Annotated in this window: 14 protein-coding genes; 8 read left to right on the top strand and 6 right to left on the bottom strand. The window is 67.5% G+C overall.

The genetic code is table 11. From position 1 onward, the window contains the following. Positions 1-84: 84 nt before the first annotated feature. Complete coding sequence (locus tag PPZ50_RS07485; RefSeq protein ID WP_066689596.1) at positions 85-585, top strand: GNAT family N-acetyltransferase; 501 nt, start codon at positions 85-87, stop codon at positions 583-585. Positions 586-767: 182 nt separating this feature from the next. Here PPZ50_RS07485 and bla read toward each other — a convergent pair whose 3' ends face one another. Further along, complete coding sequence (gene bla / locus PPZ50_RS07480) at positions 768-1,664, bottom strand: subclass B3 metallo-beta-lactamase (RefSeq protein ID WP_066689746.1); 897 nt, start codon at positions 1,662-1,664, stop codon at positions 768-770. Positions 1,665-1,769: 105 nt separating this feature from the next. Between bla and gcvA the strand changes: the two genes are divergently transcribed. Further along, positions 1,770-2,660, top strand: a complete 891-nt coding sequence (gene gcvA / locus PPZ50_RS07475; RefSeq protein ID WP_066689597.1) for a transcriptional regulator GcvA — start codon at positions 1,770-1,772, stop codon at positions 2,658-2,660. Between the two features lie 298 nt (positions 2,661-2,958). Beyond that, positions 2,959-3,585, top strand: a complete 627-nt coding sequence (locus PPZ50_RS07470; RefSeq protein ID WP_232307919.1) for a cell wall hydrolase — start codon at positions 2,959-2,961, stop codon at positions 3,583-3,585. A 236-nt stretch (positions 3,586-3,821) separates the two neighbouring features. Here the strand turns inward: PPZ50_RS07470 and PPZ50_RS07465 are convergent, their stop codons facing one another. Genes PPZ50_RS07465 through PPZ50_RS07450 form a run of 4 tightly spaced genes read right to left on the bottom strand, consistent with a single transcriptional unit; the run spans position 3,822 to position 7,793 of the window. Beyond that, positions 3,822-4,169 (bottom strand): hypothetical protein, encoded by a 348-nt coding sequence (locus PPZ50_RS07465; RefSeq protein WP_066689599.1) that lies wholly within the window; start codon positions 4,167-4,169, stop codon positions 3,822-3,824. 13 nt (positions 4,170-4,182) lie between these two features. Next, positions 4,183-5,589: an MBOAT family O-acyltransferase gene (locus PPZ50_RS07460; protein ID WP_066689600.1), complete on the bottom strand. Its 1,407-nt coding sequence runs from the start codon at positions 5,587-5,589 to the stop codon at positions 4,183-4,185. After that, entirely contained in the window at positions 5,590-6,861 is a 1,272-nt protein-coding gene (locus PPZ50_RS07455) for a GDSL-type esterase/lipase family protein (RefSeq protein ID WP_066689601.1), read from the bottom strand. Continuing rightward, positions 6,861-7,793: an SGNH/GDSL hydrolase family protein gene (locus tag PPZ50_RS07450; RefSeq protein ID WP_066689602.1), complete on the bottom strand. Its 933-nt coding sequence runs from the start codon at positions 7,791-7,793 to the stop codon at positions 6,861-6,863. The genes PPZ50_RS07455 and PPZ50_RS07450 overlap by 1 nt, the downstream gene beginning before the upstream one ends. A gap of 446 nt (positions 7,794-8,239) precedes the next feature. Between PPZ50_RS07450 and PPZ50_RS07445 the strand changes: the two genes are divergently transcribed. Both PPZ50_RS07445 and PPZ50_RS07440 read left to right on the top strand, forming a co-directional pair. After that, a complete protein-coding gene (locus PPZ50_RS07445; protein ID WP_066689603.1) occupies positions 8,240-8,653 on the top strand; it encodes a TadE/TadG family type IV pilus assembly protein in 414 nt (137 codons plus the stop codon). 2 nt (positions 8,654-8,655) lie between these two features. Continuing rightward, positions 8,656-10,296, top strand: a complete 1,641-nt coding sequence (locus tag PPZ50_RS07440) for a pilus assembly protein TadG-related protein (protein ID WP_066689604.1) — start codon at positions 8,656-8,658, stop codon at positions 10,294-10,296. Positions 10,297-10,328: 32 nt separating this feature from the next. Here PPZ50_RS07440 and PPZ50_RS07435 read toward each other — a convergent pair whose 3' ends face one another. Further along, positions 10,329-11,183 carry a PAS domain-containing protein gene (locus tag PPZ50_RS07435; RefSeq protein WP_232307929.1) on the bottom strand — a complete coding sequence of 285 codons (855 nt, stop codon included), beginning with the start codon at positions 11,181-11,183 and terminating at the stop codon, positions 10,329-10,331. Positions 11,184-11,620: 437 nt separating this feature from the next. Here PPZ50_RS07435 and PPZ50_RS07430 point away from each other — a divergent pair, with 437 nt between their 5' ends. The 3 genes from PPZ50_RS07430 (at position 11,621) to PPZ50_RS07420 (ending at position 13,971) form a co-directional block, all read left to right on the top strand. Then, a complete protein-coding gene (locus PPZ50_RS07430) occupies positions 11,621-12,649 on the top strand; it encodes an SGNH/GDSL hydrolase family protein (protein WP_241215416.1) in 1,029 nt (342 codons plus the stop codon). Between the two features lie 62 nt (positions 12,650-12,711). Beyond that, on the top strand, positions 12,712-13,404 hold the full coding sequence (locus PPZ50_RS07425; protein WP_066689606.1) for a glutathione binding-like protein: 693 nt from the start codon (positions 12,712-12,714) through the stop codon (positions 13,402-13,404). A gap of 117 nt (positions 13,405-13,521) precedes the next feature. Further along, positions 13,522-13,971 (top strand): EF-hand domain-containing protein, encoded by a 450-nt coding sequence (locus tag PPZ50_RS07420; RefSeq protein WP_066689607.1) that lies wholly within the window; start codon positions 13,522-13,524, stop codon positions 13,969-13,971. The last annotated feature ends 70 nt before the right edge of the window (positions 13,972-14,041 follow it).

The raw sequence follows: 14,041 nt of genomic DNA, 5'->3' as shown, positions 1-14,041 counted from the left end.
GCCGCCGATACCGGTTTTGCGAGCGCGACGCAGCATCGTCAGCGAAACATTGCGTCTCGCGTCCTCCGCGACGAAGATGCCGGCATGACCGACCTGCTCGTCCGCCTGTACGACCTGCCCGATGTGCAGCACCGTCCACAACTTGCCGAACACGGCGTCAATATCCGCCGGGCAATGTCCGCCGAACGCCATGTCGTACTGGCATGGGTCGCGGAAACGTTCGGTCCGGCTTGGCGGAGCGAGGCGGCGCGCGCCTTCATCCGGCCGGTCACGACGCTGTGGATCGCGGTTCGGGGCGATGCCGTGATCGGTTTCGCGGCCTATGACTGTTCGATGCGCGGCTTTTTCGGTCCGACCGGTGTCGATCCGGCGGCACGCGGATGGGGTGTCGGCGAAGCGTTGCTGTTCGCCACCCTGCACGACATGCGCGCGATGGAATATGGCTATGCGATCATCGGCGGTATCGGGCCGGAAGCCTTTTATCGACGGTGGCTGGACGTGAGCGTCATTCCGGGATCGCAGCATGGCATCTATCGCGGGATGCTCCACTCTCCCGGCGATGCGCCGCCGGACGAGGACGACTGATCCGGGCTGATCCAAACTCGGCGTTGTCCGACCTTGGTGACCTGCGTTCAGCGTCTGCGGCCGCGATTGGCACAGGCGGGTGGAACCGTTCGTGCCGAGTAGGGACTGAGCGTGTCGAAGGCCCATATCGAAGCACTTGGGCCGGCCCTTCGATACGCCGCTTCGACAAGCGCAGCGGCTGTTCACGACGATCGGTTCCGCCGGACAGCATCCCGCTTCACCTTGCGCCGTGCCGCGGCCAGTTCCGCCTCGAACGCCGCACGCTGTTCTGCCACCATGCGCGGCAGCAGGCCGGGATCGACAAAGGCATCCACCCGCCCCGCCCTGCGCCGTGCACCGCGCGCGATCACATCGGCGAACTCGGGATGGCCCGGCAGGACGATGTCCGCACGCATCGTCGCCAGCTTGGCAAAGGTGCGGCGGAAGTCGCCGACGATCCCCGGATAGCCGCGATTGCCGATCAGCTTGTTGCCCGCCACGGTGATGCTGCACGGAAATAGCACCCGGCGCAGCTTGCCTCCGTCGCGCGCGACCATCGACCAGCTGGTGCAGCCCGGCGTATGCCCCGGTGTCAGATGCGCGGTCAGCGCGACCTCGCCCAGCCGCACGACCTCGCCGTCGCCGATCACCCGGTCGACCTGGATCGCAGGATAGCGGGTTGGACGATAGGTCACGTCGCTCTGTCCGGTGCCGTGTTCCAGTGCCCAGCGATCCCCGGCACTCGCCAGAAACCGCGCGCCGGTATCGCGCTTGATCCGGGCGATCGCGCCGACATGATCGTTATGGGCATGGTTGCTGACGATCAGCTTCACCCGGTTCAACGGCACACCGACCCGCCGGATACTACGTTCGATCAGCGCCGCATTCTGTTCCAGCGTCCCGTCCAGCAGGATCGCCCCGTCGCGCGACACGATCAGATAGGCCGACAGCCCCTTGGTCCCGACATAATAGAGATTGTCGGCGATGCGGAACGGTTCGGTCGGCGTCGACCATTCGGGCGGGTCGGCGGCCAGAACGGGACCGGCCGCCACCATCGCCGCCAACGCCAGCCATCCCCGAACGAGCTTATGGTATCGCATTGTGTCCATCCCCTTGCCCATGCTTCGCTACGGGGAATTGACCGCAAATACACGCACCGACAAAGGATCATATCTCGGTTCGATCCTTAGGAAATCTCGGCATCCATGGCGCGTGCACCGGTTCCGCTCAATGCCCTGCGCGCGTTCGAAGCGTCCGCGCGGCATCTGTCGTTCACCCGCGCCGCGGACGAATTGTGCGTGACGCAGGCGGCGGTCAGCCATCAGATCAAGGCGCTGGAGGCGCGGCTGGGCGTCACGCTGTTCCGTCGCTCTAATCGCGGGCTGCTGCTGACCGACGAAGGGATGGCGCTGGCCCCCACGCTGATCGACTCGTTCGGCGCGATCGATCGGCTGTTCGACCGGTTCGATACCGGCGGCGTGGCCGAGGTGCTGACGGTCAGCGCGGTCGGCACCTTCGCGGTCGGCGCGCTGCTCGAACGGTTGCCGGCCTTTCGTGCCGCCTGTCCGGGGATCGACCTGCGGCTGTTGACCAACAACAACCAGGTCGATCTGGTGGCCGAGGGTCTCGACTATGCGATCCGCTTCGGTGACGGCGCATGGCATGGCGTGGCGGCGGACGTGATCTGCCCTGCGCCGCTCACCCCGCTCTGCGCGCCGGTCGTCGCGCGGACGCTGCGCGAACCCGGCGACCTGCTGCGCACGACGCTGCTGCGCTCCTATCGGTCGCAGGACTGGCCGGCATGGTTCGCGGCGGCGGGGCTGGAGGTCGGCGCGCTGCACGGGCCGCTGTTCGATTCCTCGCTGGTGATGGTGCAGGCGGCGATGCTTGGCAACGGCGTCGCGCTGGCCCCCGCGGCCATGTTCCGGCGAGAGTTGGACAGCGGACGCATTGTCCAGCCTTTTGCGATCGAGGCGGCGGTCGACAGCTATTGGCTGACCCGGCTGAAATCACGACCGACCGGGCGTGCGATGCAGCAATTCCGGCGCTGGCTGCTCGATGAATTTGCGCGGGAACGCGGCGACGAATCGAAATAGTCGGACGGCGGGACAACGCTCGGTTCTACGGACGATTCGCGACAATCCGGCGACAGGAACATGGTTTCCGCGCGTTTACGTTCGATTATTTTATCGTTTCGGCCGTGGATTGATCGGACGCCACGAACGGTTCGTCGCCGATGAACGGTGCAAACGTTGACAGTTTGCCGCGCCGGCCCGAAGGACGTCCCGGTTTTCAGCCGGTCCGGCCATCCGCCCTTTCCAAAGAAGCGGAAGTCGCACGGCGAGACGTGGGGGATCCCGACGGCCGCTTCTTTTGTCCGCGTTTCTGCGGCCGATGGCGGGCACCCTCGCGCACAAAAGATGCGTTGGAATGAATAAGCGTTGGTCCGTATTGGTGTTGTGGAGCCTGACGGCGGCAAGCGGCGTAGCGAGCGCCCATGTCGCGATGAACACGGATCCCGAACTCCCGGTCGTACAGCAACCGGCACCGATCGCCCCCGCTTCCACTCCCGTTACCTTTGCCGCCGCGACCCCGGTCGTGCAGCCCCTCCCCACCGAAGCAGCCGACGTCGCCACCGACGACGCTGACGTCGATACCGCCGATCTCGACAAGTCCGAGATCGAATGTGTCGCCAAGGTCGTCGTGCACGAAGCCGGCAACCAGCCGCACAAGGGCCAGCTGGCCGTCGCCCAAGTCATTCGCGCCCGCATGAAGAGCGGCCGCTTCGCCCCCAGCGCGTGCGGCGTCGTCAAGCAGCGCGGCCAGTTCTTCAACGTCGATGCATACAATCCGCCGCGCAACAACGGCCGCTGGAACACCGCCGTCGACATCGCCAAGCGCACGCTGGCCGGCAAGGGCGAAGACGTCGCCCCGGGCGCGCTGTTCTTCCACTCGGCCGGTGCTTCCTTCCCGAAGCGCACCCGCGTCGCGCAGATCGCCGACCACACCTTCTACCGCTGACACGCTCCTGGCATCCGCCAGGACCTCCGCAACGCCCGCGCCGAGCCATGCTCCCGCGGGCGTTGCCGTTGGTGGGTCGACACTCTTCCGCCACCTCCGCAAACCCGTTCGGTTCGAGCAGCTTCGAGCCTGTCGAGAAGCGTCCGTCGAGAACCCTGAGTTTGGGGCAGCCCTTCTCGACTACGGTTCTCGACAGGCTCGAACCTGCGCTCGAAGCAAACGGAAGCGGACGGTAACTACCGCGCGCTCCCATCCTCACCCGGCTGCTCACCCCCGAACCGCGCTGCCTGCGCCGCTTCCCACCGGCTCCGCACCGCAGCCCGCGGCGCATCGAACCCCAGCCGCTCGGTCAACCCCGCCCATGCCGCGATCGGCGCCCGCAACGGCTCGGTATAGGGCGACGGCGGCAGCTCGTCGAACCACGCCGCGATCGCATGCGCGTTGAACAGCGCCAAGAACAGCGTCGCGGTCACGATGATCGTCGACATCCATGCGAAGGGCCGTACGACATCGACCGGATCGGGCGCGACCAGCACCGGCGACCCGACCTCTACGATCTCCCCCTGTTCGGCACCCGTGGTCATCGGCGGCTCCCGCTCAGAACTGGTAATAGATGAACGGCGCGACCCCTTCGGGCCGCATCGCGTCGACGATCAGGATCAGCACGCCCAGCGCCAGCCCGATGATCGGCGCGGCATGGTGGCGGACCCGCACCGCCAGCCCCTGCAGGATGCCGGCCGGCACGGCATGGATGGCAAGGCCCAGCACGACCAGCGCCAGCGACAGCGGCGTGACCAGCGTGTTGCGCCAATCGCCGGCGAACAGCTGCCCCAGATAGGCGAACGCCTCCCCCTCGCCCTGCGCACGGAAGAAGATCCAGCCGAGCACGACGATGTGGAACGTCAGCAGGATACCGGCCCAGCGCGGCGCCGTGGGCAGGCCGGCGGGGCGATGCCGCGCCCAAAACCGCTCGATCGCCAGCCAGCCGCCATGCAGCGCGCCCCAGATCACGAACGCCCAGCTGGCGCCATGCCACAACCCGCCCAGCAGCATCGTCAGGAACAGGTTGATATAGGTCCGCACCGGCCCCTTCCGGCTGCCGCCCAGCGGGATGTAGAGATAGTCGCGCAACCAGCTCGATAGGCTGATATGCCACCGCCGCCAGAAACCCTGCAGCGAGGCGGCGCGGTACGGCTGGTCGAAATTGCGCGGGAAAGTGTAGCCCAGCAGCGCCGCCAGCCCGATCGCCATGTCGGAATAGGCGGAAAAGTCGCAATAGATCTGCACCGCATAGCCATAGGCGCCGATCAGCAGGTCGAAGCTCGACCGGCTGGCCGGATCGAAGAACGCCGGATCGACCAGCGCGCCGGCCAGCTGCGACGCGATCACCGCCTTCTTGAACAGCCCCCACAGGATCAGCAGCAGCGCGGCGGCAACGACCCCACGATCGATCGTCGGCACGCGACGGAACTGCGGCAGCAGGTCCGCGCCGCGCACGATCGGCCCCGCCACCAGATGCGGGAAGAACGACATCAGCAGCGTCAGGTCGAGCAGGTTCGCCGCCGGGATGCGCCGCCGATGGACATCGACCAGATAGGAGATCGCCTGAAAGGTGAAGAACGACACCCCGACCGGCAACACCACCTGCAACAGCGGCAGGTCGCGCGCAAAGCCGAGCGGAGTCAGCAGCGCGCTCAACTGTTCGAGGAAGAAGCCGGCATATTTGAAATAGCCGAGCACCCCCAGATTGGCGACGACCCCGACCGTCACCAGCGCGCGGCCGGTTCGGTCGTCGTCGCTGCGCACGATCGCCTGCGCCAGCGCCCAGTTGACGAAGGCCGATACGAACAGCAGCGCGACGAACCGCGCATCCCATGCGCCGTAGAAGAACCAGCTGGCCAGCAGCAGCGCGATCTTGCGCCATTCGTTCGACCGCCCCAGCGACCACGTCACGCAATAGACGACGAGGAAGAACAGCCCGAAGCTGAGCGTGGGAAACAGCATTTAGCGAACCGGTGCAGAAGGAGCGGTGGTCGACCAGCCCGAGGATGGCGCGGCGCCGACGATCCGGGTCATCGCCGCGTCGAGATCGGCCTGCAACAGTCGCGCAATCTCCGCCCCGCCGCGGCTGGTGAAATGGACGTGGTCGCCCCGCATCAACGGGGTCGCCCCCTGCGTCCAGCCATCGGCGACACAGCGCCCGCCCATGCGCTGCGCCCAGTCCCAATAGGCGATGCCGAACGCCCGGGCCTGTCGCCGCTGGACCGCCTGCACCGATGCGAGCGCCGCGGTCGGCCGCCATCCGCCACCGTCCGCGCATGGCGCACTGGTGCCGCTCTCGCCGCTTTGCAGCCCCGGCTGCTTGGTCGCCGAATCGGGCGCGCCGATCAGCAGCATCGGCACATCGGGCGCCAGCCGCCGCAACCGCGTCAGGTCGGCACGCAGCGTCGCTTCGTAGGCGCTGGCCGAAAAACCGGGGCGGAACGCCTCGTTGGTGCCATAGGCGACAACGATCAGGTCGGGGCGATAGGCGGCCAGCTCGGTCGCGACCACCCGGTCGTCGGTCCGCCCGAAATGCAGGAACTGCGCGCCGACCGTGCCGAGGTTCGACAGGATCACCCCGCCGCCCATGCGCCGTTCGGTGCTCCATGACGTAATCGTCACCGGCCCGCCGATGACCGTCGCCGACGCGATCGTCGCCTCGCCATTGCCGTCGAGCGTGCGACAGCGACTGCCCGCCTGCGCCCCGTCGAGCGACCATGCCACCACCGCCGCGCCCAGGCTCAGTTGCAGCGACCCCTGTCCCGGCCCGCTCAGCGCGCAGACGGTCAGCCGGTCGAAATTGCGGCCGTTATCGGCGCTCAGCGTCACCGTCGCGCCGGGTTGCTCGCTGGTCAGGCTGTAACCGCTCAGCCCCAGCCGGATATTGCTGTTCGCGGAATAGGCCGCGCCGAAGATGCCGTTGACGCTCCATCCGATCGACTGGCCGGCGGTGATGTCGCGGGTCAGATAGCCGGCATAGGGGCGACCGGGCGGCAACACGCCGCGCCCCGCCCGGCCGAAACGCGTCTGCAATGCCGTCCGCCAGCTGCCGGTGATCTGGTCGCCGGCGGTATGGCTGTCGCCGATCTGGAGGATGCGGACCGGCTCGGGCGCTTCCTTCGCGCTGGCCAGCTTTTCAAGGAACGGGCGAAGCCGTTCCGCGTCGCACAGCCCGCCGATACAGGCCTGGGCGCTTGCGGCCTGCGCCAGCGCTAGGGCGAACAGCGCCGACATCAGCGCGCATTCCCGGTCGGCGTCGGCGTCGGCGTCGGCAGCGGCCGCCCCGCCTCACGCCGGGCACGCTCGGCATAGCGCCGCAGGTCGTCCGCCACCTTGGCGGTCAGCCGCTGATAACCGACCCCGATCATGTGCAGCCCGTCGCCGGTCCGCATCAGCACCGGCTTGCCAGTCTTCAGGTCGGGTAGATAGGCATTGTACTTGCCCTCCGCGTCCAGCGTCAGCGGACGGGAGTCGAGGAACGGCACGCCCAGCCGGCGCATATGCTCCTCGTAAAATGCGTCCATCGCCTGCATGTCGGCATCCAGCTGCGGATCGCGCATCACCGGCAGCCCGACCCAATAGACGACCGCCCCGGTCGAGCGCAGCGCCTTTACGTAGCTGTCGATGCGGTCGCCGATCACCTGTTTCCAACCATCGCTCATCAACGGGTGGAGATGGCCGTCGGCGAACACCGCCTGATTGTCGTTGGCGCCGAAGCTGATCACGACGGCATCGACGGGTTGGGCAGCGAGTTGTTCGCGGGCGCGCTTTTCGAGGTCGATCACGCGGTAGCGGGTAAAGCCGGTCGCCTCCTTGGCGAATTTCAGCACCTCGAAGCCGTCGTCCTTGGGCAGCTGCCGATAGAGCGCGTCCCAGATGCCGTTGCCGAAGCTGTCGCCGAACACGCCGACGCGTAGCACCCCGTCGCGCTTCACCCGGTTGATGACTTGGCGGTCGATCGGCCCGTCGACGGTGCGCGCGGCGATGGCGGGCGCGGCCGGCGTCGCCGGCGCGGCATCGGTCCCGGTCGAGGATGCGCCGGGCGCCACCAGCGGAGTCGGCGACGCGACCGGCGCGGGCGTTTCCGGCAGCGCGATCCGGCCGTCGCCCGCAAAGGACAGGCCGACCACGAACCCGGCGATCAGGCCCAGGACCAGGACCGCCATCCGGTCCCCCAGCCACCACAGCCTGGATTCCGTCGCTCGATTGGCAGCAGTCACGTACCTATACCCGTTCACATCTGGGGTGGCCCGCGGACGCGCGGGCGGATCACGCTTGCGGGTAACTGTTCGCGCGGTGCGGGGCAAGACGTCGGCCATATGGCGTGCGCCACGCCGTCGCACCGGCATGACGGACCGCGCCGGACGCCCGACGGCGACGGCGGCACCAGGCGCCCGAAGGGTTCGCAAATTGCGAGATAACGCAGTCGGTTACGGGAAACCGTCCGGTCACCGCACCGCCCTATCCTGTCGATCGGGAGGAGTGCAGCATGGTCGTATCGATCGGCTTCCGCGTATCGGACTACAGCGCAACGACGGCCGCCGGCCCCGTTCGAACGGGCGGGAGCGGCAACGGCGCCATCCCCCTGCGATCGTTACGTAAATTGCGCAGGATGCGTCCGCTCCGGCGCGTCGCGGCCGACCGGCGCGGTGCCGCGCTCATCGAACTGGCCCTGGCGCTGCCGGTCCTCATGGTCTTCCTGTTCGGCATTATCAGCGGCGGCAGCTGGCTGGCGATGTCGCATGTCGTGCAGGAAAGCGCGAACGAAGGCGCGCGTGCGGCGCTCGCCGGGATCACGCCGGCCGAGCGCGTGACGTTGGGGACCGGCGCCGCGCTGCAAACCCTGTCGCGCAGCTACGGCATCCGCAGCACCGACGTGTCCGTCCGCATCGACGATGACGGCCGGCTGCTGACCGTCCGCGTCGCCTATGACGGATCGGCCAACCCGTTGCTCAAGCTGCCGATCATGCCCGCCGCGACGACCATGATCCAGCGACAGGCCAGCGTCGTGCTGGCAGGATTCTGACGATGGTCGTCCGGGCTATGCGGCGCCTGGTCAAGGCGCGGGAGGGCAATGTCGCGCTGATGCTGGCCGGCGGGCTGACGATGCTGACCGGCACGGCGGTGCTGGGCGTGGATACCGCCAGCCTGTATCTGGAAAAGCGCCGGTTGCAGGGCGCGGCCGATGCCGCCGCGCTGGCGGCCGCCGGCGACCTGTCCAACGGCACGGCACGGGCACAGGCGGCGGTATCGCTGTCGCCCGACAACGGCACGCGGCTGACGGTGATGACCCCCGGCCGCTTTACCCGCGACGAACGGCTGGCGGTCGATGCCCGGTTCCTCGCCAACGGCACGCCGGGCAATGCGGCGCAGGTCGCACTGGAAAGCCGCATCCAACCGGTCTTCGCCCGCGTGTTCGGCTATCGCGACGTCACCATCGAAGCCCGCGCCACCGCCGCGCGCATCGACCTCGCCGCATTTTCGCTCGGGACACGGCTGGCATCGGTGCAGGGCGGCCTGCCCGGCGCGCTGCTGTCGCAACTGGCGGGCAGCGAATTGTCGCTGTCGGTCATGGATTACAATGCGCTGGTGTCGGGACAGGTCGATCTGCTCAAGACCGCCGAGCTGCTGCGAACCACCGGCGGCGTGCGCGCCGACACATTCAACGACGTGCTGGCGACCGATATCGCCCTGCCGAAACTAGTGACGGCGATGGCCGGGTCGACGACCAGCAGCGCCGCGGCCCAGCTATTGCGTTCCATCGCGGGCAAATTGCCCAATCGCACGGTCCGCCTCGACAAGATCGTCGACCTCGGCGCGCTGGGCAGCCGCAACGTCGCCGATCCGCTGCGACCGGTCGAAACCGATGCTTATGCATTCCTGCGCGAAGTCCTGCAGATTTCGGGCGGCTCGCGACAGGTGCAGAGCGATATCGACCTCGGCATTCCGGGCATCGGCCAGACGCGGGTGTTCCTCCAGATCGGCGAGCGGGCGGCGAACAGCCGCTGGTTGTCGGTCGGCGAAGCGGGACAGGCGGTCGTGCGCAGCGCGCAGACCCGGCTGTGGATCGACATCGCGCTGGTGAACGCCCCGCTCAGCCTCGGGTCGGTGCGCGTGCCGATCTATGTCGAACTGGCCGAGGCGGAGGCGCGGCTGGCGCAGATCACCTGTCGCGGCGGCCCGGCGAACGCCACCGCCGCGCTGGACGTCACGCCGTCGCTCGGACGCGTCGCGATCGCCGATCTCGATCCCGCCGCATTGCCGAATTTCCAGCAGGCGGTGGCGCTGCGCCCCGCGCGGATGGTCACGCTGCCGCTGGTGTCCTTGACCGGTCTGGCGAATGTGCAGCTCGGCGGCACACAGGCGCAGCGGGTCAATTTCTCGACGGCCGAGATCAACGACCATGTCGTCAAATCGGTCTCGACCAACGACATCGCCGCCGGCGTCGCCAGCAGCCTGCTGCGCACCATCGACATCCGCGCCAATGTGCTGGGGCTGGGCGTGTCGGCCGGCCTGTTGACCAGCACGCTCGGCAATACGTTGAGCGCGGTCGCGCCCGCGCTGGACCTGGTGGTGGGGCAGGTGACCGCGCTGGCCGGGGTGCATGTCGGCCAGGCGGACGTACGGATCGACGGCGTGCGCTGCGGCACGCCGGTGCTGGTCGGCTGATCCTATCGCCGGGTCAGCAGGACGATCGCGCCTTAATTGCCATAGACGCCGCGCAGTTCCGCGATGGTCACCCGCACCGCGACTGTCGCGCCGTCGTTCGACAACAGCACGCTGTCGATGGTGCGCGCGCCCTCGCCGCTCAATACCTTGTCCAGCGCCTCGCGGAACGCGACGCGGTGGGCGACGGGGACCAGGTCGGCGATGGCGACATGGTGCAGCCGCTCTTCGGACAGGTGCACCATCTCGCAAAAGGTCGGCTCCGCCCGGTCGATATGGCCGCGCGTGTTGAGGCAGACATACCCGATCCCGTCATGTACCCCGATCGCCTCGCGCAGCGACTGACGCACATCGGCCAGCCGGTGCCGCTTCATGTCCTCGGTGATGTCGTGGAACAGGATGGTGACATGGCGGGCAAAGGGATGGATATCGACCCGCACCCAGCTGTCGGGGCGAAACAGCGACGGAATTTCCGCCGATGCCGGTTCGCGGCTGGCGACCGATCGCCGGACATAGGTTTCGACCAGCGACCCGTGCAGCGTCGGTACCGCCTTGAAAACATGGTGCCCGACCAGTTCGTTTTCCTCCCGGTCCAGCTGGGCATGCGCGACATGGTTCGCGGCCAGGATGCGCATGTCGTAATCGATCAGCAGCACCCCGACCGTCAGGCAGTTGGCGAAATCCTGCAGGCTGGGCGGCGCGATCGGCGCATCGCCGTCACCTTCGTTGTCGCGCAGCGCGTTATAGTGGCGAACCGTCGTCAGCACATGGGTCGCACGGCCATGATGCGTGACGAAGATCGCTTCGTCATCCTGCATCTGGCGCAACTGACCGAAGCGGCGGGCGAAGTCGGCAGACGATACCGTCGGCTGATCGGCCTCGTTTCGCATGATCACTTCGCCGCCCGTTCCTGGCATACGCTGTCCTCCCGGTTGTCCGTTAACCCTGCCACTTCCTTCAGACCGCCATCAACGCGGCCTTTGCGCAAACCCATCAATATAAATGGATTTATAGTGGATGAGTTTCCAAAGAAACAACCGGAACCATCGCAAGGGCGAATTTATACACTTGGCCAATTAGTGCATTTGAAACATCTAATCACGCAAACAACGGAGCAACATCTATGCGTATACTTTCGACCGTAGGCTTTGTTCTGTTGTATTGTGGCATCGCATCGGCAAATCGTTCTCCTCCGCCGACCTGGGTCGCGACCTGGACCACCTCCCCGATCCGCTCGAACCCCGAACACGCACTACCTTCGCCAACTTCCGGCAACACGACCGTCCGCCAGGTCGTTCGACTGACGCTCGGCGGAGCGGCGCTGCGCGTGCGCTTCACCAACCGGTTCGGCACGACCCCGCTGCGGATCGCCGGGGCGCATGTCGCGGTCGCATCGGGCCCCGCCGCCGCCGGGATCCAGGCGGGCACCGACCGCGCGCTCCGTTTCGGTGGCCGCCCGGACGTCGAGGTTCCCGCCGGCGCGGATTTCTGGTCCGATCCGGTGCCATTTGCCGCCAAGCCCTTGTCCGACCTCGCGATTACCACCCACTTCGCCGCCCTGCCCGACCAGCAGACCGGTCATCCCGGCGCCCGGACGCGTAGCTGGATTGCCGGCGGGGATCGGCTGGCCGACACCGCCTTCGCCGATGCCAGACCGGTCGAACGCTGGTTCCAGATCGCCGCCGTCGAGGTGACCGCCGCCCCTCCGGCGCGGGCGATCGTCGCGCTCGGCGATTCGATCACCGATGGCTATGGCGTGACCGACGGGCGGCATCTGCGCTGGACCGACGATCTCGCCCGCCGCCTGTCCGCCGCCCCGCGCACGCGTCGGATCGCGGTGCTGAACCAAGGCATCGGCGGCAACTGCCTGCTGGCGGAATGCAGCGGCCCCAATGCCTTGGCGCGCTTTGACAGCGACGTGGCAAGCCAGCCCGGCGCGCGCTATGTCATCGTCCTCGAAGGGATCAACGACCTGGGCCGGCTAGGCCGCGAACGGCCGGTCTCGCCGGAGGAGCGCCAGTCTCGAGTGCAGCAGATGATCGCCGGATATGCCCAGATCGTCGCGCGGGCACGGGCGCTCAGGCTGACCGTCATCGGCGGCACGATCACGCCGTTTGTCGGCAACGACTATTACCACCCCGACGCCGCCGCCGAAGCCGCACGGCAGGCGATCAACGCCTGGATCCGCACCCCCGGCCATTTCGACGCAGTGATTGATTTCGACCGGATAGTACGCGACCCGGCGCGACCCGACCGCCTGCTGCCCGCCTATGACTCGGGCGACCACCTGCATCCCTCGATAGCGGGCTATCGGGCGATGGCGGATGCAGTTCCGCTCACCCTGTTCGCTCGCTGACGCCTTGGTTTGCGCGGGGAAGCACACCATCTGCCGCGCCTACCCCGTATCGGAGCCGTTCCATGATCGACCTGCACTACTGGCCCACGCCCAATGGCCACAAGATCACGCTGTTCCTCGAAGAAGCCGGCCTGCCCTACACCATCCACCCGGTCGATATCGGCAAGGGCGAGCAGTTCCGCCCCGAATTCCTCGCCATCGCACCGAACAACCGGATGCCCGCGATCGTCGACCATGAACCGCTGGGCGGCGGCGATCCGCTGTCGATCTTCGAATCCGGTGCGATCCTGCTCTATCTGGCGGAAAAGACCGGCCGCTTCCTGCCCGCCGACACCGCCGGACGCTATGACGCGATCCAGTGGCTGATGTGGCAGATGGGCGGCCTCGGTCCGATGGCCGGGCAGAATCATCATTTCAACATCTATGCGCCGGAGAAGATTCCCTACGCGCAGGACCGCTATATCCGCGAGACCGCGCGGCTGTACGGCGTGCTCGACAAGCGACTGGCCGACCGCGACTTCATCGCCGGCGACTATTCAATCGCCGATATGGCGGCCTATCCCTGGATCGTCCCGCACGAGGCGCAGGGACAGAAGCTGGAAGACTTCCCGAATTTGAAGCGCTGGTTCGACGCCATCGCCGCCCGCCCCGCGACGGCCGCGGCCTATGCCAAGGGCAAGGCGATCAGCGACGGTAGCAAGCCGATGACCGACGAACAGCGTCGCAACCTGTTCGGGACGCCGCCTAAAAACTGAGCCTTGCGACAAACTGCGACAAAGCCGCGGTTTGTCGACAAAGGCTGGCGACAATTACCGGCGACAAGCGGCGCATTCTCCACCGGGGGTGCGCCCCTTGTTCAAAGGTACAGTCCCATGCGTTCGTTGATTGCCGCTGCCTCGCTCGCCGGTATCGCCCTGCCCGCGATCGTCACCGCCCAGACGCCACCGCCCACGCCCCGTCCGATGGCCGACGGCGTCCTGACCCGCGAGGGAGCGCTTGCCCGCGCCGACCGCCGGTTCGACGCGCTCGACACCGACCGCGACGGCACGATCAGCGCCGCCGAGCGCGCAGCGATGCCGCAGCGCCCGCGCGGGACCGTCGATGGCACGACGCCGATGCCCGGCCGGTCTATGGGCGACCGCATGCTGGAACGCGCCGATGTCGACAAGAACGGCGTCGTCACCCGCGAGGAATTCCGCGCGGTCGCGGCGCGTGCCTTCGATCGGCAGGATGCCAACCATGACGGCCGCGTCGATGCCGCCGAACGCAAGCAATGGCGCGACCAGCGCATGGCACACCGCGGCGGTCAGCCGGCCGAGTAACCCCTGACCGGACGGCGCGGTCGCGTACCGCGCCGTCCGGCATTTCCCTTATGTCGATGGGCCGCGTAGC

Source organism: Sphingomonas hankookensis (genome assembly GCF_028551275.1).
In the GTDB taxonomy this organism is placed as follows: domain Bacteria; phylum Pseudomonadota; class Alphaproteobacteria; order Sphingomonadales; family Sphingomonadaceae; genus Sphingomonas; species Sphingomonas hankookensis_A.
Note: the sequence above shows the minus strand (reverse complement) of the source record. Positions and strands in the feature narration are given on the sequence as shown.

What these genes read in the sequence shown, in the direction of transcription:
- PPZ50_RS07445 (WP_066689603.1), top strand. Translation starts at nt 8,240, where the DNA reads ATGCGTCCGCTCCGGCGCGTCGCGGCCGACCGGCGCGGTGCCGCGCTC.
- PPZ50_RS07440 (WP_066689604.1), top strand. Translation starts at nt 8,656, where the DNA reads ATGGTCGTCCGGGCTATGCGGCGCCTGGTCAAGGCGCGGGAGGGCAAT.
- PPZ50_RS07465 (WP_066689599.1), bottom strand. Translation starts at nt 4,169, where the DNA reads ATGACCACGGGTGCCGAACAGGGGGAGATCGTAGAGGTCGGGTCGCCG.
- PPZ50_RS07420 (WP_066689607.1), top strand. Translation starts at nt 13,522, where the DNA reads ATGCGTTCGTTGATTGCCGCTGCCTCGCTCGCCGGTATCGCCCTGCCC.
- PPZ50_RS07435 (WP_232307929.1), bottom strand. Translation starts at nt 11,183, where the DNA reads ATGCGAAACGAGGCCGATCAGCCGACGGTATCGTCTGCCGACTTCGCC.
- bla (WP_066689746.1), bottom strand. Translation starts at nt 1,664, where the DNA reads ATGCGATACCATAAGCTCGTTCGGGGATGGCTGGCGTTGGCGGCGATG.
- PPZ50_RS07470 (WP_232307919.1), top strand. Translation starts at nt 2,959, where the DNA reads ATGGCGGGCACCCTCGCGCACAAAAGATGCGTTGGAATGAATAAGCGT.
- PPZ50_RS07460 (WP_066689600.1), bottom strand. Translation starts at nt 5,589, where the DNA reads ATGCTGTTTCCCACGCTCAGCTTCGGGCTGTTCTTCCTCGTCGTCTAT.
- PPZ50_RS07455 (WP_066689601.1), bottom strand. Translation starts at nt 6,861, where the DNA reads ATGTCGGCGCTGTTCGCCCTAGCGCTGGCGCAGGCCGCAAGCGCCCAG.
- gcvA (WP_066689597.1), top strand. Translation starts at nt 1,770, where the DNA reads ATGGCGCGTGCACCGGTTCCGCTCAATGCCCTGCGCGCGTTCGAAGCG.
- PPZ50_RS07425 (WP_066689606.1), top strand. Translation starts at nt 12,712, where the DNA reads ATGATCGACCTGCACTACTGGCCCACGCCCAATGGCCACAAGATCACG.
- PPZ50_RS07450 (WP_066689602.1), bottom strand. Translation starts at nt 7,793, where the DNA reads ATGGCGGTCCTGGTCCTGGGCCTGATCGCCGGGTTCGTGGTCGGCCTG.
- PPZ50_RS07485 (WP_066689596.1), top strand. Translation starts at nt 85, where the DNA reads ATGACCGACCTGCTCGTCCGCCTGTACGACCTGCCCGATGTGCAGCAC.